This window comes from Streptomyces sp. NPDC056628, assembly GCF_042792555.1.
Taxonomy (GTDB): domain Bacteria; phylum Actinomycetota; class Actinomycetes; order Streptomycetales; family Streptomycetaceae; genus Streptomyces.
The window spans coordinates 75,083-94,340 of the sequence record NZ_JBHTWG010000031.1; the positions used below are offsets into that span (position 1 = coordinate 75,083).

A 19,258-nucleotide genomic window follows, 5' to 3' on the forward strand; every position below is an offset into this window, starting at 1 on the left:
GCGCGGGTGCCGGGCCGTCGTCATGCCGGGGAGCAGTCAGAACCGGGGAGCCGGGGCCTGGCTCTCCACCATCTCCGCGGCCTCCCGTGCCGTCGCGACCGACGGCGGGGAGCCCGCGAGCGGCTGCTGTGCCGTCTCCTTCGTGAACGCCACGGCGACCACACCGACCAGCGCCGCGGCCATCGCGTAGTAGGCGGGCATGAGGTCGCTCCCGGTCGCGGAGATCAGGGCGGTGATCACCAGGGGCGTGGTGCCGCCGAACAGGGAGGCGGAGAGGTTGTAGCCGACGGACAGGGAGCCGTAGCGGACCTGGGTCGGGAACAGCGCGGGCAGGGTCGCCGACATGGTGCCCAGCAGGCACACCAGCGACAGGCCCAGCATCAGCATCCCGGCGGACACGGCCACCAGACTGCCCTGCCTGACCAGCAGGAACGACGGCAGGGAGAGGAAGAGGAAGCCGAGCATCCCCGCCATGAGGAGGGGCTTGCGGCCCACCCGGTCGCTGAGCTTGCCCACCTGGCTGATGACCAGCATCAGGACCACCATGGTCGCGATCAGGACGAGCAGACCGTGCGTCTCCGAGTAGCCCATCTCGTCCGACAGGTACGTCGGCATGTACGACAGGAGCATGTAGTCGGTGATGTTGTAGGCGCCGACGAGGCAGATGCACAGGATCAGCGCCGGCCAGTAATGCCGGAAGATCTTCCTCAGGTCTCCGGTGGCCGTCGTCTCCACGCTGGAGGCGGCCTCGGAGGCGCGGTGCGTGGACTCGTCCTCCAGCTTCTGGAAGGCGGGCGTCTCGTCCAGCTTCAGTCGCAGGTAGAGGCCGACCAGCCCGATGGGCCCGGCCACCAGGAACGGCACCCGCCAGCCCCACGCCTCCATGCCGCCGCTGCCCAGCGCCGACGTCAGGATCGTCACCAGCCCGGCCGCGCCGACGTACCCGGCGAGCGTGCCCAGCTCCAGGAAACTGCCGAAGAAGCCGCGCCGCTTGTCGGGCGCGTACTCGGCGATGAAGGTCGACGCGCCGCCGTACTCACCGCCGGTCGAGAAGCCCTGCACCAGCCGGAAGAGGATCAGCAGCACCGGGGCCCAGAAGCCGATCGTGGCGTACGACGGGATCAGGCCGATGGCGAAGGTGCCGATCGCCATGAGGATCATCGTCAGGGCGAGGACCTTCTTGCGACCGATCTTGTCGCCCATCGGTCCGAAGACCATGCCGCCGACGGGACGCACCAGAAACGACACCGCGAACGTCGCGAACGACGACAGCAGCTGCACGGTCTCGTCGCCCGACGGGAAGAAGACATGCCCCAGGGTGACCGCGAGATAGCTGTAGATCCCGAAGTCGAACCACTCCATGGCGTTGCCGAGGGAGGCGGCCTTCACCGCCCGCTTCACCGCCGCCTCGTCGGTGACCGTGATGTCCGTACGCCGAAGCGGAGGGTTCCGGCGGCGCTTCACGGCCCTGAAGAGCGTGCGGTGACGCCGGACGGCCCCCGGATCGGTATCGGCCTCGACCAGGTCCGAGTCGCTGACCGCCATGAGGGGTCCTTTCTGCCGAGCGCTGAGGTGCAGACCCTCGCCTGCTCAACCGCGCCGCTCGCAAACACGGAGACCGTCCGATGTCGTCGCCGTCACGTCGGCGCCCGGCCGGGTACCCCGTGGGTCCCGCCCCTGTCGTCCCGGCTTCGCATCCGCGGCGCGGATCACCCGAACGGAGCCGCCTCCCACGGGTGCGGGCGGCACCGTCAGGGCCGGGCCCCGCGGTCCGCGTCGCTGTCCTGGCGGAGCTGGTCGGCGTGGCTGGTGAGGTCGTCGATCCGGGTGGCGAGCTGGGGGTGGTGGTCGCGCAGATGGGGCTCCGTGTCCGTCAGGGGCGCCAGCAGCAGCGCGGCGTCGTCGTCGGCCAGGGCGTGGGCGAGCCGCCGCAGCGGCGGGAGGGCGGCCTCCGGCAGATCGGGCAGCGCGGCGATCTGGCCGGCGAGGCTGCGCAGCTCACCGGCGTTGTTCCGGGCCCACGCGGTCACCTTGCGGTCGGCGGCGCGCCGGTCCCGGGTGGCCTTCACGCGCTGTTCGCGTGTGTCGCCGTCACCGCCGGGGCGCCCCCGCAGATAGCGCCGCTCGGCGGCCTGGCGGCTCGCGACGCCGAGCGGGCCCGCGAGGTCCGCCCAGCTGGCGCCGGCCGCGCGGGCGGCCTCGATCAGGCTGGGCTCCCACTGCGCGAGCTGATGCCGTACGTCGCGCAGCAGTATGAGGACGGCCAGCGCCTGGTCCGGGGCCGGCGGGGTGTCGCCCGCGTCGCCCGCCGGGCCGGTCCGCGCGGCGCGCGCCGCTTCCGTCATGGCGCGCAGTGCCGTCTCCGCCGCCAGGAAGGACGCGGGGGTGCAGTCGGCGGATCGCTCGTCGGGCGTCGACACGGCCCTCCTCCTTCGTTCTCGTCATCACCTCGATGACATCAGGTTTGTCATCGTTCCGATGACATGCTACAACCGAGACAGGTGAACCGCATGGGCAGTGAGTACTGCCCGACACACAGGAGGTGTTTTGCCGATGTTGATGCGCACCGACCCCTTCCGTGAACTGGACCGGCTCACCGAGCAGGTCTTCGGTACGTCCGGCACCTGGTCGCGCCCGGCGGCGATGCCGATGGACGCCCACCGCGAAGGCGATGTCTACGTGATCGAGCTGGACATCCCCGGTGTCAGCCCGGACGCGATCGACATCGACGTCGAACGGAACATGCTGACCGTCCGGGCCGAGCGCCGGCCGAGCACCGCGGACGACGTCCGGATGGAGGTCTCCGAGCGGCCGCTGGGCGTCTTCTCCCGCCGCGTGATGCTCGCCGACACGCTGGACACCGAGAACATCGAGGCCCAGTACGACGCCGGGGTGCTCACCCTGCGCATCCCGATCGCGGAGCGCGCCAAGCCCCGCAAGATCGTCGTCGGCGGACCGTCGCGGCGCAAGGAGCTCTCCGTCTGATCAGCGCCTGATCACTGCCTGATCGGCGACGTCTGCCGACGCCTTACGCCCCGCGGGATCGGTGCGGACCCGCGCCGGGCCACCGGCCGGGCGGGCGGGCACCTCGGCGCACACCCCGCACTCGGGCGCGGCAGGCGCGTCCGGAAGCCCCCTCGCGGCCCGGTCGCGCCGCCCGTGCCCGCCTTCCCGGCCACCGCCGGGAGCGACCAGCGCAAAACTCGCACAGGATCGTCCGTGCGCCCACCCCGGTCCCGCGCCCCGCCCCGCGAGGTGCGCGCGGGGACACCCACGCACGAGCGGAGCCCGCCCGCCCGTCGACGGCGACGGCCCTCGGCCCCGGCCGCCCGCACGGGCCCCCCGAGGCTCCCCGACACGAAAGGCACGCCACCCCACATGACCGCGCAGCTCCACGACCGCCGTGACGCCGCGACGACCTACGACGCCCTGCTGGCGAAGGTGCGCTACGAAGGCGCCTACCCCACCCGGGAGCGGGCCGAGGAGGTGACACTCCAGGTCCTCGCCGCGCTGGGCCGCCAGCTCACCGGCGACGAACGCGTCGAACTGGCCGCCCGGCTGCCACTCCCGGCCGCCCTGGAGTTCACCGGACAGGTGCCCGCCACCGAGCAGTCGACCGGCTGGGGCTTCGTGAAGGACCTGGCGCGCCGGACCGGCACCACCCCCGCGGTCGCCCGCTGGAACACCGGCACCGTCTTCAACGTCATCGCCCACATGACCGGCCCTGACCTCGTGGACCGCATCCTCGACCAGCTGCCCGAGGGCTACGCCCTGCTGTTCGGGCGGCCCGAGCTCCAGCCGCGCCGGCGCCCGGAACGGCAGGCGGCCTGAACCGGGCCGGCGGCGGACGGCCCGCCAGGAGAGGTCGAGGACCCCGCGAATTCGTCAAGGTGTTCCATTTGTGGAGGGCGGCAGGTTAGGGTCATTCCGAACGATCTTGTACGGAGGTGTGTCGGGATGGACGACACTGTGCCCGCCCGCCGGGGCCGCCCCCCGGGCCCCCGCGCCCCCGCGGGGGAGTTGACGAACCGCCAGGCGGCCATCGTCCGCTTCATCACCGAGACGGTCGAACGGCAGGGATACCCGCCGTCCATGCGGGAGATCGGCCAGGCCGTCTCCCTCGCCAGCACCTCCTCCGTCGCGCACCAGCTGATGGCGCTCGAACGCAAGGGTGTCCTCTACCGCGACCCGCACCGCCCCCGCGCCTACCAGGTGCGGCCCTCCTGGGCACCCGACCTCGGCGTCACCGGCACCGCCCCGGTCGAGGTGCCCCTGGTGGGCCGTATCGCCGCCGGCGCGCCCCTGCTCGCCGCCGAAATGATCGAGGACGTCTACACGCTGCCCCGCCAAGTCGTCGGCGACGGCGACCTGTTCGCCCTGACGGTGTCCGGCGACAGCATGATCGAGGCCGCGATCTGCGACGGCGACATCGTCACCGTCAAACGGCAGGACAGCGCCGACCACGGCGACATCGTCGTCGCCCTCCTCGACGACGAGGCCACCGTCAAGGTGCTGCGCCGCCAGGACGGGCGGGTGTGGCTCATGCCGCGCAACCCCGCCTACGACCCGATCCCCGGTGACGACGCCCGCATCCTCGGTAAGGTGGTGGGCGTCCTGCGCCTGCTCTGATCGCCCGGCCGCGCCCGCGGCCGCCCATACCCAGGAGCGACCCCCCGCACCGGCGCGAGCGGCGGGCCCTTGGTGTGCCTGTGATACAAATGAAGTTCGGCCTTCTTCGCCATTCGGTCGGTTGTTGGGGAAACAGCAGCCTCGCCAAGGCACCTGCCCCCGTCCATCGCCGACCCGACCGCAGCATGTCGCCCGGTGCCGTTTCCGGCACTTGGGGGCGACTCCGTGGCCTCCGCCGCTCTCCGCCTCAGGCGAGCGATTCCCCGGGGCTCAGGTCGCATCATCCCTGGCCGCGCTGCACGGCGGGGAGAGGAGCGACCATGACCGACACGGCCGCAGACGTCCTATCGGACTCCGCACGCCCATCGCCCACGCCCACCCGTTCCCTGTCCGAACTGGAGCGGCTGGCGCTGCTGGCCGACACCACCGCCCAGCTCATCTCCAACAACGACGTGGAAGAGGCGCTGCGCCGGGTGGTGCAGCTCGTCCTGCCCCGGCTCGCCGACTGGGCCGTCATAGACCTCATCACCGACAAGGGCGATGTGAACCGGCACCTGGTGGTCCAGGCCGACGGGACGAGGCTCACCACACGCGCGGACCTGCAGGGCCCCATGCCCCCCGTCTGCGAGGCGTCTCCCATGCCGCTCTCCCGGGCCCTGCGCGGCGTGGCGTCCAACATCGCCGGCCCCGAGACCTACCAGGGCACCCCCGACAGCGGCATCGCCGTCGAGCAGCGCCGGCTGTTCCAGGTCACCGGCATCAAGACCGCCGCCATAGCCCCCATCCGCGGCCCGCGCGAGGTCCTGGGCGCCATCACACTCGCCCGCTCCGACCGGCCCCGGGCCTTCACCACCGCCGACCTCGCCCTGCTCCAGGACATAGGGCGGCGCATCGGCCTGGCCCTGGAGAACGCCCGCCACTTCCAGCGCCAGCGCCAGGTCGCCGAGACCATGCAGCGCTACCTGCTGCCCCAACTGCCGCGCCTGCCCGGCGTGGAGATGACCGCGCGCTACCTCTCGGCGCCCGACGCCTCGTACGTCGGCGGCGACTGGTACGACGCCTTCCCACTGCCCTTCGGGGACACGGCCCTGGTCATCGGCGACGTCGTCGGCCACGACCTCGAGGCGGCCGCCGGAATGGCCCAACTGCGCAACATGCTGCGGGCGTTCACCTGGTCCCAGGACCGGCCCACGCACCACACGGTCCAGCACCTCAACGACGCCATGCGGCAGATCAGCGACGTCCGGATGACGACGATGATCCTCGCCCGGCTGGCCGTGGACACCGACGGCACCTGGAAGCTGCGCTGGACCAGCGCGGGCCACCCGCCGCCCCTCCTCGTCGGCCGCGACGGCCTCACCCAGTACCTCACCGAGGCCAACGGCATGCTCCTCGGGATGCCGTCACCCCGGCCGAGAACCGAGGCCTGGCTCACCCTCCCCCCGCAGTCCACGCTCGTGCTCTACACCGACGGCCTCGTCGAGTCCCGCCGCCGGCCCCTGGACGCCGGTTTGGAGAACCTGCGCCGGCACGCCGCCTCGCTCGTCCACCGCGGCCTGGACGACTTCGCCGACCAGCTGCTGCGACGCGTCCGGCCCGACGACAACGACGACGACGTCGCCCTGCTCGCGCTGCGCCTGCCGTCGTGACCGAGGGCGGCCCGCCCCCGCGTGGCAGGATGGCGGCATGGAACGAGTGCTCGGCATCGGCGGATACTTCGTGCGAGCCGGTGACCCGGCGGCCCTGAGCGCCTGGTACCGCGACTGCCTCGGCCTGGACGCCGACGAGAACGGCGTGTGGCGGCCGGAGGCCGGCCCGACGGTGTTCGCCGCCTTCGACTCCGGAACCGACTACTTCGGCTCCCGCTCCCAGGGCATCATGCTCAACTTCCGGGTCCGCGACCTCGACGCCATGCTGGACCAGCTCCGCGCCACGGGAGCCGACGTCGCGGAGGAGACGCAGGACATGGCCGGCGTCGGCCGGTTCGGCTGGGTCACCGACCCCGAGGGCAACCGGATCGAGCTCTGGCAGCCCGCCTGACCGCCGACGCGTGAGCCCTGATGCCCTGCGGGTATCACAGGCGCCGAAAGAGGTCTTGGACGCGGCTCAGCCCCCGGACGCAGGCTGGTCTACGAAGCCACCCGGCACGGCGACGACACAGGAGCCACGACCATGAAGACCTTCCTCACCGGCGGATCCGGATACATCGGCAAGGCCACGATCAGCGCACTCGTCCGCCACGGACACACGGTGGAGGCGCTGGCCCGCACCGACCGGGCCGCCGACACCGTCCACGCCCTCGGAGCGACGCCCGTACGCGGCGGACTGGGCGACCTCGACGTCCTGAACCGGGCCGCGGCCCGCGCCGAGGCGGTGGTCCACCTCGCCCAGGCCACCACCGGCGCCGAGGACCTCGCCGCCGCCACCGCCCTTCAGGACGGAATCGGCAGCGGCCCGTATCTCCACACCGGCGGCACCTGGGTCCACGGCGACACCGACGGCGTCGCCGACGAGAGCGCCCCCTGGAACCCGCCGCCCCTCGTCGCCTGGCGCCGGCCCGTCGAGGAGGCCGTGCTGGCCCGCGCCGAGCAGGGCGGCCGTCCCGTCGTGATCCGCCCCGGCCTGCTGTACGGCGGCGAGAACCGCCTGATCGACATGTTCTACGGCACCCCCGGCAAGGCGACCGGAGCCGTCCCCTGCATCGGCGACGGCCGCAACCACTGGCCGCTCGTCCACATCGACGACATCGCCGAGCTGTACGTCGCCGCGCTGCGGGCCGAGCCGGGCGCCGTGTACGTGGGCGTGGGCGGCACCAACCCCACCGCGAGGGACTGCTCCCTGGCCGTGGCGCACGCCGTCGGCCTCGACGGCAAGACCGTCACGCTCACGCTGGACCAGGCCCGCGCACAGATGGGCCCCGTCGCGGACGCCTTCGCCCTGGACCAGCAGTTCACCCCCGCACGGGCCGAGGCGGAGCTCGGCTGGGTCCCGGCCCACACCGACCCACTGTCGGTCCTGGCCGGAGAATGACCTGAGCGACCGGGGCGGCGGCGCCCGCCCCCAGGAAGGATGAGTTCCTTGGACCTCGATCTGCGCAAGCTGCGGTACTTCGTGGCCGTGGCCGAGGAACTGCACTACGGGCGGGCGGCCGAACGGCTGCACATCGCGCAGCCGGTGCTGTCCCGGCAGATCCGGAGCCTGGAGGACGACCTGGGCGCCGAGGTCTTCGACCGGAGCCGGCGCGGCACCCGGCTCACCCCGGCGGGCCGCCAGCTCCTGGAGGACGCCGTCCCCCTGCTCGCCTCCGCCGAGGCCCTGCGCCGCCGCGTCACCACGGCGGCACGCGACACGCCGACCCTCACCGTCGGCTTCATGCCCGGCATCACCGTCACCCCGGCGATGGCGGCCTTCACCGAACGGCACCCGGGAGTCGACGTCCGCCTGTTGCGCACCAGTTGGGCCAGCCAGGTGGAGGTGCTGCGCGACGGGCGGGCGGACATCGGGGTCGTCCGGCTGCCCGTCGACCGTCAGGGCCTCGAGGTGCGGCCCCTCTTCCGGGAGCCCCGCGTCGTCATGCTGCCGCTGGGGCATCCCCTGGCCGGCCGCGCCTCGATGTCCGTCGCCGACCTGGCCACCGAGCATCTGCTCCAGGACCCGGACGCCGTACCCGAATGGCGTGACGTGGCACGGGAACTGCGCGACGGGCACCGCCCGGAGGTGCCGGTGATCCACCAGGTCGAGGAGAAGCTGGAGTTGGTGGCGTCCGGCGCGGGCATCTGCGTACTGCCGCTGTCCACCGCCACGTTCTACACCCGGTCCGACGTGGTGCCCGTACCGGTGCGGGACATCGGCCCCAGCGAGGTGGCGCTGGCCTGGCCGGCCGCCCGCCGCTCCCCCCTCGTGCACGACTTCGCCGAGGCCGCGGCGGAAACCATGGGCGAGCCCCGCGGCGACGGCCCCGACCCGTCCTAGGCGAGCGTCGCGCCGATCATGCCGGGCTCCCGGCGTCCGGCAAGACAGAGAACCCCTGCACCATCGTGGCGCCCGTGCCGGCCCCGCGGAGGGCGAGCGCCGGCCCGGCCACGTACGGGTTCGGGGCTCGGCCACGGCGACCCTGGCCGATGGCCGCGACGGTGCCGAGCGGCCGACCGGCGGGCCTTCCGTCATGCTGGAGACGTCGGCACCTCCCAGGCGACAAGGAGCGGACATGGCCAACGACACGGTCGGACGATTCCTCGCGGCCCTGGACCCGGAGCACCGCCGAGCGGTCGGCGCCAGGTCGCGCCAGGAGCAGGAACGCCTCGCGGCGGCATGGGAGTGGGAGCTGGAGTTCGACGACGAGCTCGACACCCTGGACGAACTCTCCCCGCCCGCGGCGGAGGCGGAGGCGGCCCACCGCGTGCTGCAGCGAGAGGGCCAGTAACCACGCGCGCCGCGCGCCGCCGGGTCCTTGGCGGGTCTCGGCGGCGCGCGGCACTCCGAGGACGTCCTCGGTACCCTCTGCACGGACCGGCGGGGCTCGTGGCAGGCCGGCGGCAGCATCTTCGACGACGCGACCTGGTCGGCGCCCGGTTCGACGGGCCCGGTCTCCGTCGAGGCGCGGATCACCGTCGAGATCACCTATGCCACCGGCACTCACGGGTGGCCGAGTCCGAGGCGTACGCCTCGTAGGAACGGCGCCGAGCCGCACGCGAAGTGGGGTCGCGTGCGGCTCGGCTGCCCGGGGCCCCGCGGGTCAGGGCTGGAGGGGGAGGGAGCGGCAGTTGGAGGTGGCCGGAATGCCGGAGAGGCGGTCCGTCAGCCAGGCGATGGCGTTGCCCTGGTCGAGGAGCAGCGGCGCCACGTGGTTGGTGAGCAGCCCGTCGCCGAGGTTGGGCAGCCGTATGGGCTTGTAGGTGACGTCGGCGCCCTTCGCGCACCAGTCGACCGCGAGCCGGCGTGCCTGGCCGTGCGGCACGATGTCGTCCTCCACGCCGGTGGCCAGGCGGACCGGGGCGGCCGGGGTGCGGCGGCCGATGCGCTGGTCGTCGAGGACCTTCTGCATCAGGGGCTCGGCCTTCACGATGTCGTTGAGGGACTTGCCGCTGGTCGTCCACGAGGTGCTCCTGCGGAAGCCGTAGCCGAGGATGGCGTCCCCGACGCAGGCCGTGGAGAGGTCGGCCAGTGCCCTGCGGCCCGCGGTGTTGAGGTGCGCGTCGGCGATGGCCCGCAGTTCGGGCGTGTTCTGCAGGAAGCCGTTGATCGACCAGCCGAGGGCGCCGGCCAGCGCACTGCCGTCGATGCCCTTGGTCACCGCGACGAGGTCGGCGGGCGGTGCGCCCGCGTAGGCGCCGGCCAGGACGACGTCGGGGGCGTACGTGGGCTGGAGTTCGGCGGCCGAGGCGCTGGCGCCGCCTCCCTGGCTGTAGCCGTACAGGCCGACGGGGGAGTCCGCGGAGACGGAGGATCCGGGCAGGGCGCGGGCCGCGCGCACGGCGTCGAGCAGGGCGTGGCCGCCCTCGACGCGGTTGACGTAGGTGTGCAGCCGGTCGGTGGCGCCGAGCCCGACGTAGTCGGTGACGACGACGGCGACGCCGGTGGCCAGCAGCCGGTGGACGGCGATGTCCTCGTAACCCACCGACATGGTTTGCCCGTTGAAGGAGATCGGCTTCTCCAGGCCGAGGGACGCGGCGCACTGGTCGCCCTGTCCCATGGTGCCGGGGGCCAGGGCGACGACGGGACGCGGGCCGCCGCCCTTCCAGCGGGCCGAGGGCTCGATGTAGGCGCCGGTGACCGCGACGGGCCGTCCGTTGGCGTCGGTCGACTTGTACATCAGGCGGGTCGCGGTGCCGGGCAGCGGGCGGCCGCCGAGCCCGGGGAGGCTGAGGGCCAGGCGCAGCGGTTCGCTGCGGACGATCGCCCCGTCGGCGGCGGGCAGGGTGGCGGGCGGCTGATAGAAGGCGGGGATCGTCACGCCGCGCGAGACGACGGGGCCCGGTTCCGTGGCCCCCGCGGGTATGGCCTGGGCGCCCAGGCAGGCGGCGACGGCCAGGGCACACAGGAGGCTGCGTGCGCCGGGTGTGTGGTGGGCGGGGGCGGATCTGACCGGGGGCTCGGGGGCGTGGGTCGGCGCGGCGTGCGTCATGCGGCTCACTCCTTGCTTCGTCGAAGGGCGCGTGGCCTCGGTCCGGGAGGCACGTGGGGAGAACGACGAGAGAACCGGCTCGCGCGGCGGGGGACTTACTCGCGAGTCAGCTACTGGAGAGTAGGAGCCCGTGTCACTCAGTGACAAGACGTCTGCATGTGTCATTTGTGGGCGCCACTATGCTGCGGTGATCGGTGACGCAGTGAGATGGGGCGGCGACAGTGGGCAAGGCATCCGGAACCGTGACCGCGATGAGTGAACCGGCGGTCGCGCTGCCGCTGGCCGAACGCCGCAGAGCCGCCCTCCGGTTGGAGATCGCCCGAGCGGCCGTGGGCCTGTTCGCCACCCAGGGGGTGACCGGGACGACCGGCGAGCAGATAGCCCAGTGCGTGGGCATCTCGGCCCGCACACTGTGGCGTCACTTCCCGACCAAGGAGAGCTGCGTACGCCCGCTGCTGACCGCCGGGCTCGACGCCGCCACGGACCGGCTACGCCACTGGCCGCCCCAGGTACGGCTGCTGGACTACCTCACCGACTCGTGCCGGCGGGGGACGCTTCCCCCCGTCGACCCGGCCGTCCTGGACCTGATCCGTATGACTGTCGACGAACCGGCGCTGCGGGCCGTCTGGTTGCAGGCACACGACGACGCCCTGTCCGTCATCGCCGGACTCCTCGCCGCCCGGGCCGGCACCGGCGCCGACCGGCTGCAGGTGAAGGTGCACGCCAGCATGGTCAACGGGGCGCTGCGGATCGCGGCGGAGGACTATGCGGCGAAGTGCGCGAACGGCGGTGAGGCATCGGCGGAGGCGCTCGCCGCCTGCCTCCACGCGGCCCTCCGCGCGGTCACCGAAGGACTGCCCTACTGAACTCGGCGTCCGGCACCCGGAAAAGGCGGCCAGATCGCACCGTTCCGGCCTGAACGGAACCGGCCTCCCGGCCGTATTCTTACCCGATCGGGGGACGGGTCCGGCCGGACCTCCCGGTCTTCATCGGTGTGGGCACACGGTCGCGCGGACGGCGGCCACGGGGGAACGAGGACGACGATGACGGCGGCGACCAACGAGATCCGGACCGGCACCCTCCCACCGGTCGCCGTGGCCCGCCGGGTGATGTGGGCGTTCGTCCTCGTCAACGTGGTGATCGTCGAGTCGCTGTTCATCGGTGCCGGTTCCGGCAAGAACGACGTGCTGACCGTCGCCAAGTTCTTCGGACTGCACGCCGCATTGCTGATGTTCCTCCAACTGCTGCTGGTGGCCCGGCTGCCCTGGCTGGACCGCCGGATCGGAATGGACCGGCTCACGGTGTGGCACCGCTGGGTCGGCTTCACCCTGCTGTGGACCGTCCTCACCCACGCCACCCTCGTCGTCCTCGGCTACGCCATGCTCGACGACACGACCATGGCCAAGACGTTCGTCGCGCTCAGCGGCGTCCCGGCCTCCCTGCTCGGCATGCTCGCCGCCGCCGTCCTCGTGGTCATCGCCGCCGTCTCCACCCGGCCCCTGCGCCGGCGCCTGCCGTACGAGGTCTGGCACGGGCTGCACCTCACCCTCTACGTCGCCCTCGGCCTCGCGTTCGTGCACCAGCTGCAGGAGACGACGACCTTCACCTCGTCGGCGTTCGCCACGGCCTACTGGTGGCTCCTGTGGCTGTTCGCCTTCGGCGCGCTGCTGACCGGGCGCCTGGTCCTGCCGCTGTGGCGCAACGCCTACCACCGGTTCACCGTGTCGGCCGTCGTGCCCGAGTCGGACAGCGTGGTCTCCGTGTACGTCACCGGCCGGCACCTCGACAAACTCCCCGCCCGCGCCGGGCAGTTCTGCATCTGGCGGTTCCCCGGACACCACCACTGGTGGCTGGCCAACCCCTTCTCGCTCTCCGCGGCCCCCGACGGACGCGGACTGCGCCTCACCGCCAAGGCGGTCGGCAGCACCAGCGCCGGCCTGCGGAACATCCCCGTCGGCAGCCGCGCCTTCGTCGAGGGTCCCTACGGCGCCTTCACCGCCCTGCACCGCACCCGGCCCGGCGCCCTGCTCATCGCCGGGGGCGTCGGCATCACCCCGGTCCGGGCCATGCTGGAGGAACAGACCACCGGTGACGTCGTCGTCCTGTACCGCGTCCGCGGCGAGGCCGACGCCGTCCTCCTGGACGAGGTGCGCCGGCTGGTGGAGCTGCGCGGCGGACGGCTGCACCTGATCACCGGCCGGACCGGCGAGGCCGGGGCACCGCCGTTCGCCGCGGACAGCTTGCACCGGCTGGTGCCCGACGTCACCGAACGCGACGTGTACGTCTGCGGCCCCCCGGCCATGACGGCCGCCGTCCTCTCCGGCCTGCGGGACCTGCGGGTGCCCGCCCACCAGGTGCACGCGGAGAAGTTCGGGCTGGCCTGACCCGGAGCACGTCCGGGCGGCAGGAGTCGCTCCTGCCCGCGTACGCCGAAAAACCGGTGGAAGCGCCCGGCGGCGATCACTACCGTGCTGCCCGGCCCAACCGCCGGACGAAGGACGTGCCGTTGTACACCGTGTGAGACCTCCCGAGTGCTGATGTGTCGCGCGTCGCTCCTGTGCGCCGCGCCCCTTCCTGCTGCGGACTTCTCACTGAAACCGGTGTACTTCTGTGCTCCAGACCTGGGTGGTCGCACCCACCTGCCTTCCGCATGTCCTCCGCCGTTGCCCCACCTGCGCGTCCCCGCGCTCGCGGGCGAGCGGCAAGTTCCGCGTCAACGCCCACCACAAGCTCCTCGACGCCTGGCTCCTCGTGCTCTGCGCCTCCTGCGGCCGCACGGCGGGACTCACCGTCCTGGAGCGGGCGAACGTACGCTCCATACCCGCGGCCCTGCTGGACCGCATGCACGCCAACGACCTCAGCCTGGTGGCCGAGGTGCTCCAGGACCCGGTCGTGCGGCGCCGCAACCGCATCGGCCTCGACAGGGCCGGCGCCTGGCGCCTCGACACCGGCGACCCGGGACCGCTCGACTCCGAGGTCGTCGACGTCGCCGTGCGCTTCGCCGCACGCATCCCTGTCCGGCCGGTCCGGCTGATCGCCGACGGCTGCGGCCTCCCCAGGGCCGAGGTCGAACGACTCGTCGAGGAGGGGAGCCTGGTCTCCGCGGTCCGCCTGACCGGCAGGGTCTCGGACGACTTCACGTTCACGCTGAAGCGCTGAGCCCCGGAGCGGGCCTGCGGGCCCTGGGGTGAGCCCGGGGGCCGGGGGATCGGGGGATCGGGGGCCTGTCCGACCGTTCCACGTCGGACAGGCCCGCCCGGCCCGCGCCCCCGCCGGGGCTCAGGACAGCGGAGGCAGCTCTCCGCCGGAGGCACCGCCGTCCGACGACAGCGTCTCCTTGATGGCACGCAACAGGGACCGCCGCTCGACGACCTGCGCGCCCCGGGCCTCCGCCAGCGGTTCCGCCCGCTGCCCGAAACCCGCGGGGAGCGCGGGCAGCCCGAGCGCCGTCATCACCTCGTCCAGGTGCCGCCGGGCCTCTCCGGTGCCCCGCAACGCGGCGGCGAGGGGGCGGTGGTCGTCCTTGCCGTACGCCGTGGCCAGAGCGGTCGCCCGCTCCGCCGCCTCCTGCTGGGTCGGCATCTCCGCCGGATCCGCCCACCACACATGGGCCGTCACAAGACGGCCGTCGCGCAGGAGCCGCAAGGTGTAGTCGGCGCCCTCCTTGGCGGCGACCAGGACCGGCCACTTCTCCCCGCGGCTGAACGTCGTGGCGAGGCGGGCCAGTTCACCCTCACCGAGCAGCGTCGACCGGATGCCCTTGCGCCGGCCGGGCGGCTGTGTCGAGGGCGCCGTCTCGACGAACGTGCCGCCGCCCGGTGCCGGAGCCATGCGCATGGCCGTCCCGGTGATCAGGACGGCCTCACGGACGTCGGGCAGAGAAGCACGGACGTGCGCCACGGCCAGGGCCGCGGGAAGGGCTGTCGGAGACTCCGCGGACGGTGATGCCGGGGCGCGACCGGGAGCCGGAACGCTGCCGCGGAAGTACGGCGTCCGGCGCGCGACATGAACCCGTACCCCCTGCCGCATCTGCAGGAACACCTCACGGGAGTCCCCGAGGTACGCCCAGGGGAACGTGCGCGCGTCCGTACCGATGAGCCGGAAGACGTCCAGGGCGTCGGCCTCGCGCCCGGAGCGGATCAACGCGAGCGCCAGGTGGTTGCGGAAGCCCGCCGCCCGCCGATCGCCCGGCTCGTACCCGTTCGACAGCTCCAGGCCGGCCTCGACGATCGCCTCGATCCGTGACCAGGGCACCGGCCCTTGCTCCACACCCACCTCGTGTTCGAGCGCGTACTCGGTCACCGCGTGCAGCGGAAGCCCCCGCAGCGGCGATCCCACCGGAGCCGCGGCCGCCGCCGACTCGGCGAACGCGAACATCTCCGTGTGCGAGCCGTACCACTTCTGCGCCAGGTACTGCACCGCGCGCGCATGCAGGCCCACATGATGCGGATCCGCCGCCCGCCCGCGGTCGAGGTAGGCATCGAACACGTCCCGTGGGGCGCCCAGCCCCATGGCGTGGGCGATGAACACCCGCCATGGCACCGGATCCCCGGGGTTGAGGTCGGTGGCCGCGCGCAGCACGGGCTCGGCGTCGCGCAGCACCGCGTGGAAAGCCTGGAACTGCTCCCGCGACACGTGGCGCGCCCGTGCGGCCGTACGGATCTCCCAGGCGCGGTCGATCGCCAACTCCGCGGCGACGAGGGCGGCATCGGGGTCGTCGGGCCGAGCCTCACGCCACTCCTCGAACCACCCGGTGTGGTGCAGCGCGAGTTCGGCGAGGCCCGCGCTGCAGCGGCCGCGCTCCTCCCAGTCCCGGTCGGCGCGCGTCCGCGCCATCAGCTCGGCCGCGGGCTCCCAGGCCCCCGACCGTGCCGCGTCGAGGGCGGCCCGTAGAGCGGCGTCCGGCGCGTCCACCTCGACCGCTGCGTCCGGCTGCAGTCCCTCGCCGGTGGCGGCGAAGTGCCGCACCATCCTCGGCAGCGTCACAACGCCCGGCAACCCGCCCACAACCAGCCCCTCCCCGACGGCCGTACGGCCGCGCTCCGTCGATCAACGACGGGCGAACCCTACCGAGCGGCCGGTCAGGGAGGGCCGGCGGGCTCAGCAGCCGCCGCAGTTGTAGAAGGTGACATCCCAGTGGTTGCCCTCGTCGGCATACACGTTGCCGGCGCCGGAACGCCACTGCGGAGCCCCGTCGCCGCGCACACCGATGTAGGTGAAGGTGTTCTTCACGTAGTTGGTCACGCACGTGCTCTTGCCGAAGTCCAGTTTGTAGCCGTTCCAGTGCGAGTACGTCCCGGAGGCGTGGCCGGTCTCCGTGCCGCCGGTGATGTTCAGCGCGCAGCCGCTGGCGCCCTTGAGGGTCTGGGCTCCCTGGGCGGTGGCGAGGTTGAGCTGCTCGAACGACGTACACGTGGAGACGTTGCGGTCGGAGCAGCCGCCGGACGAGGACCAGGTGATGCCGACCTGCCGGAACATCGAGGTGGCGGTGGCATGACTGATCTTGCTCACGGCCGACGCCTCACCCGCGGTGCCGAGGACGGCGACACCGGGGGCGACGACGAGGGCGAGTGCGGTGAGTGCCGACCGGAGCTTCGGCGAGGGAGCGACCTTCATGTGTCGGAGCCTTCCTGCTGGGGCCGTGTTTCCTGTGGGGCGGGGCGACGGTGCAGGTGGTGCTGTGACGATGGTGCCCTTGTCTACGCGCGTTGGCCAGAGGACAAAAGGGGCCGGTGGGGGAGGCGAGCCGTCGGCTCGGATCAGGCGAGCCAGTAGTAGGGCAGACGCAGGAGTTCGGCGACCCGGGCGGCGACCGCCTCGGCGTGGGGAGGGACGTCCTCGTCGGCGATACCACGTGCCAGATGCAGATGAAGGGACTGCAGGGTGGCGAAGGTGTTGAAGGCCCACACCGGGACGGGGCCAGGACCTCCGCCCTTCAGTGCCTCGGCCGCCACGCCCAGCCAGCCGGTGGCCTCCTCGGACGTCAGCCCGGGAGCCTGGAGGACTCGCACCACCGCTCGTGCCAGCCGCGCGTCCTCCAACTGTGCGTATCGGTACGCCGTCTGAGGGACCGTCATTCTCCGGGCGCACAGGTCGAGCAAGTCCGTACGGCGGTGGGGGAGGACCTTCGCGAACGCGGCGACTGCGTCGGCACCGTGCGCGACGGCGTGCAGCCAGCCCAGGGAGTCGTCCCAGCCGCGGGTGTCCCGCTCCTCCGGATACCAGTTGGAGAAGGCGGCGTACCAGTGCTCCGCGGCCTGCCGCGAGACGAGTCCGGGAACACCGGCCGCACGTGTCAGCACCGAGCAGACGATCAACGGCGCGAAGGCGCGGGCCTGTATCTCCGGATGGGCGAACCGGCCGGCCGCGGAGTCCGCGAGCTCCTCCAGAACGGCGTCCAGACGTCCCTCCCTGATCCAGCGGGCGGCCGCGGTGCAGGCCCCGTCGTCACGGGTCCCGGGATCGGTCGAGACCAACGCGACCGCCAGCTCGTCGACGAGTCGGGAGGCCGGTAGATGCCCGGGGAACGGGAACCCGTCGGCGACGAGGGACGGCCAGTCGATGAGGGCAGCGGTCATGGGAGACAGGTTTCCACACGGCCGGCGACCGCGGCGCCGGCGCTCGCCGGTACCGGGCACGGCAAGGGCAGGCGGCAGGCCCTGGCCATCCACGAGCATGGCCGCATGGAAATCCGTCACCTCGGCATCGCCGAACTGACCGAAGTCCCCTCCGTGGCCGTCGTGATCGACGTCATGCGCGCCTTCACGGTGGCCGCCTGGGCGTTCGCGCGGGGAGCGGAGCGGATCGTGCTCGCCGAGTCGCTGGACGAGGCTCTGGCCCTCAGGGCACGCCACCCGGACTGGGTGGCGATCAAGGACGGCCCACCCGCGCCGCGGTTCGACACGGTCAACTCACCAGGCATGGTGCGGTCCATGGACCTGCGCGGACGAACGGTCGTGCAGAAGACCACGGCCGGAACGGTCGGCGCCCTCGCGGTCAAGGAGGCATCCCTGGTGCTCTGCGCCGGCTTCGTGGTGGCGGAGGCCACGGCTCGGCTTCTGCGCGCGCGTGCCTGCGACACGGTCACGTTCGTGGTCACCGGGGAGGACGGGCGGGCCGAGGAGGATCTCGCGTGCGCGCAGTACATCGCACTGCGGGCGGCCGAGGGAGCAGGGACCGCTGAGGGAGGCGGGCAGGCCGCCGCGTTCCTTCGCCGCGCCGCCGGGTCACGTGCCGCCGGCGAGCTGGCGACCGGCGTACGCAAGGGTGTCCACCCGGACGATGTCGCCCTCTGCCTGGAACTGGACCGGTTTCCCTTCGCCATGGTGGCGGGCTGGGACGGGGCGCGGATGACCTTGCGTCCGGCCTCGCCGTGAAACGGCCCGGGAAGGCGCACCAGCCGTGGTGGCCATGCCGCCGAGGACCAACACATCCGGTCACGTCAGTCAGGAACTGGGCCGTCGCCCTGTACGCGTAGCCGTACCCCACTCTGCCCACCCTGCCGTCCTGGCAGCCCCGTTGGATGTGTAGCCTCGCCTCCCACATCATTGGGGAGGGATCATGCGAGGCAGAACGGCCCGTACGGCCGCGGCCGGTGGACGGGCCAGAGCGGTCGGCGCCGTGGCGAGTGCGGCGGCGCTGACGCTGCTGTGCGCGACGGGGGCGCATGCCGAGGGCCGCGGGGACGTACGGGTCACGAAGACCGTCGTGAACGGCGGCAACAACGTCATCATCGGCACGTCGGCGCGGGTCACGTACCCGATCGCCATCACGATCCGGGACAACTCCGGGGCGAAGGGCCTGACCCGCGTCAGCGTCTTCAGCAAGTCCAAGGGCTGGGGCTTCAGCGACTGGACGGGCACCCGGTGCGAGAAGCAGAGCTCCACCACGTCGGTGTGCACGGCCACCATGACGGTGGCGCCGGGGTGGCTCCCGGACAGCGTGCCCGGCGACATCAACACCATCGCCGGGGTCTGGCAGGTCAATGCCACCGTCAAGGCCAACGACGGTGACTACTGGATCTCCGACGACATCGCCGAGTTCAAGATGAAGCGGGCGTCCAAGCTCACCACGGACGCCACGCCCGAGCCGGTGGCCAAGGGCGCCTCCCTCACGATCGCGGGCAAGCTGTCCCGTGCGAACTGGGAGGATCTGAAGTACCACGGCTACACCGGGCAGACCGTGAAGCTCCAGTACAGGAAGGCGGGTACCGCCCACTACAGCACCGTCAAGACGGTGAAGACGGACAGCTCCGGCAAGCTCCGCACCAAGGTCACCGTCACCTCGGCGGGCAGCTGGCGGTGGTTCTTCCCCGGCACGACCACCACCGCGCGGGTCGTCTCGACGGGCGACGCCGTCACCCTGAAGTAGTCCCCCGCTCGTCGGGGGCGCCCCCCGGCCCGGGGGGGGGGGCCCCCGGGGGGGGCGCCCCGGGGGGGCGGGGGAACCCCCCCCGGGGGGGGACCGGGGGGCCGGGGGGGGGGCCCCCCGGAGGGGGGCCCGGGG

At 72.7% G+C, this 19,258-nt stretch carries 19 protein-coding genes; 13 read left to right on the plus strand and 6 right to left on the minus strand.

Going from position 1 to position 19,258, the window contains the following annotated elements:
• Window positions 1-36 precede the first annotated feature (36 nt).
• Both proP and ACFRAC_RS28885 read right to left on the minus strand, forming a co-directional pair.
• Entirely contained in the window at window positions 37-1,545 is a 1,509-nt protein-coding gene (proP, locus tag ACFRAC_RS28880; protein ID WP_382933647.1) for a glycine betaine/L-proline transporter ProP, read from the minus strand.
• 206 nt (window positions 1,546-1,751) lie between these two features.
• The gene (locus ACFRAC_RS28885; protein WP_382933648.1) at window positions 1,752-2,420 is read right to left on the minus strand and encodes a type III effector protein; all 669 of its coding nucleotides are present in this window, start codon (window positions 2,418-2,420) and stop codon (window positions 1,752-1,754) included.
• Window positions 2,421-2,553: 133 nt separating this feature from the next.
• Between ACFRAC_RS28885 and ACFRAC_RS28890 the strand changes: the two genes are divergently transcribed.
• From ACFRAC_RS28890 to ACFRAC_RS28925, 8 genes are all read left to right on the plus strand, one after another.
• A complete protein-coding gene (locus ACFRAC_RS28890; RefSeq protein ID WP_382933653.1) occupies window positions 2,554-2,985 on the plus strand; it encodes an Hsp20/alpha crystallin family protein in 432 nt (143 codons plus the stop codon).
• Between the two features lie 393 nt (window positions 2,986-3,378).
• Complete coding sequence (locus ACFRAC_RS28895) at window positions 3,379-3,831, plus strand: DUF2267 domain-containing protein (protein WP_382933657.1); 453 nt, start codon at window positions 3,379-3,381, stop codon at window positions 3,829-3,831.
• Between the two features lie 126 nt (window positions 3,832-3,957).
• Complete coding sequence (gene lexA / locus ACFRAC_RS28900) at window positions 3,958-4,629, plus strand: transcriptional repressor LexA (protein ID WP_382933665.1); 672 nt, start codon at window positions 3,958-3,960, stop codon at window positions 4,627-4,629.
• Window positions 4,630-4,949: 320 nt separating this feature from the next.
• Window positions 4,950-6,278: a PP2C family protein-serine/threonine phosphatase gene (locus ACFRAC_RS28905; RefSeq protein ID WP_382933674.1), complete on the plus strand. Its 1,329-nt coding sequence runs from the start codon at window positions 4,950-4,952 to the stop codon at window positions 6,276-6,278.
• 37 nt (window positions 6,279-6,315) lie between these two features.
• On the plus strand, window positions 6,316-6,669 hold the full coding sequence (locus ACFRAC_RS28910; protein WP_382933679.1) for a VOC family protein: 354 nt from the start codon (window positions 6,316-6,318) through the stop codon (window positions 6,667-6,669).
• A 132-nt stretch (window positions 6,670-6,801) separates the two neighbouring features.
• On the plus strand, window positions 6,802-7,659 hold the full coding sequence (locus ACFRAC_RS28915) for an NAD-dependent epimerase/dehydratase family protein (RefSeq protein WP_382933684.1): 858 nt from the start codon (window positions 6,802-6,804) through the stop codon (window positions 7,657-7,659).
• Window positions 7,660-7,707: 48 nt separating this feature from the next.
• Window positions 7,708-8,601, plus strand: coding sequence for a LysR family transcriptional regulator (locus ACFRAC_RS28920; protein WP_382933786.1), 894 nt, complete (start codon window positions 7,708-7,710; stop codon window positions 8,599-8,601).
• Window positions 8,602-8,836: 235 nt separating this feature from the next.
• A complete protein-coding gene (locus ACFRAC_RS28925; RefSeq protein WP_382933691.1) occupies window positions 8,837-9,052 on the plus strand; it encodes a hypothetical protein in 216 nt (71 codons plus the stop codon).
• 312 nt (window positions 9,053-9,364) lie between these two features.
• On the opposite strand, the gene ACFRAC_RS28930 is transcribed toward ACFRAC_RS28925, so the two are convergent.
• The gene (locus ACFRAC_RS28930) at window positions 9,365-10,753 is read right to left on the minus strand and encodes a lipase family protein (protein WP_382933698.1); all 1,389 of its coding nucleotides are present in this window, start codon (window positions 10,751-10,753) and stop codon (window positions 9,365-9,367) included.
• 251 nt (window positions 10,754-11,004) lie between these two features.
• Between ACFRAC_RS28930 and ACFRAC_RS28935 the strand changes: the two genes are divergently transcribed.
• The 3 genes from ACFRAC_RS28935 to ACFRAC_RS28945 all read left to right on the plus strand — a co-directional run bounded on the left by ACFRAC_RS28935 (window position 11,005) and on the right by ACFRAC_RS28945 (window position 13,912).
• Entirely contained in the window at window positions 11,005-11,619 is a 615-nt protein-coding gene (locus ACFRAC_RS28935; RefSeq protein WP_382933703.1) for a TetR/AcrR family transcriptional regulator, read from the plus strand.
• A gap of 177 nt (window positions 11,620-11,796) precedes the next feature.
• A complete protein-coding gene (locus tag ACFRAC_RS28940; protein ID WP_382933714.1) occupies window positions 11,797-13,137 on the plus strand; it encodes a ferric reductase-like transmembrane domain-containing protein in 1,341 nt (446 codons plus the stop codon).
• 226 nt (window positions 13,138-13,363) lie between these two features.
• Window positions 13,364-13,912, plus strand: a complete 549-nt coding sequence (locus ACFRAC_RS28945) for a DUF1062 domain-containing protein (protein WP_382933717.1) — start codon at window positions 13,364-13,366, stop codon at window positions 13,910-13,912.
• 120 nt (window positions 13,913-14,032) lie between these two features.
• Here ACFRAC_RS28945 and ACFRAC_RS28950 read toward each other — a convergent pair whose 3' ends face one another.
• The 3 genes from ACFRAC_RS28950 to ACFRAC_RS28960 all read right to left on the minus strand — a co-directional run bounded on the left by ACFRAC_RS28950 (window position 14,033) and on the right by ACFRAC_RS28960 (window position 17,331).
• Entirely contained in the window at window positions 14,033-15,724 is a 1,692-nt protein-coding gene (locus ACFRAC_RS28950) for a hypothetical protein (protein WP_382933723.1), read from the minus strand.
• Between the two features lie 129 nt (window positions 15,725-15,853).
• On the minus strand, window positions 15,854-16,369 hold the full coding sequence (locus ACFRAC_RS28955) for a hypothetical protein (RefSeq protein ID WP_382933727.1): 516 nt from the start codon (window positions 16,367-16,369) through the stop codon (window positions 15,854-15,856).
• Window positions 16,370-16,512: 143 nt separating this feature from the next.
• Window positions 16,513-17,331 carry a DUF2785 domain-containing protein gene (locus tag ACFRAC_RS28960; protein ID WP_382933733.1) on the minus strand — a complete coding sequence of 273 codons (819 nt, stop codon included), beginning with the start codon at window positions 17,329-17,331 and terminating at the stop codon, window positions 16,513-16,515.
• 105 nt (window positions 17,332-17,436) lie between these two features.
• Between ACFRAC_RS28960 and ACFRAC_RS28965 the strand changes: the two genes are divergently transcribed.
• On the plus strand, window positions 17,437-18,129 hold the full coding sequence (locus ACFRAC_RS28965) for a 2-phosphosulfolactate phosphatase (RefSeq protein ID WP_382933739.1): 693 nt from the start codon (window positions 17,437-17,439) through the stop codon (window positions 18,127-18,129).
• 184 nt (window positions 18,130-18,313) lie between these two features.
• Entirely contained in the window at window positions 18,314-19,123 is an 810-nt protein-coding gene (locus ACFRAC_RS28970) for a hypothetical protein (protein WP_382933744.1), read from the plus strand.
• The last annotated feature ends 135 nt before the right edge of the window (window positions 19,124-19,258 follow it).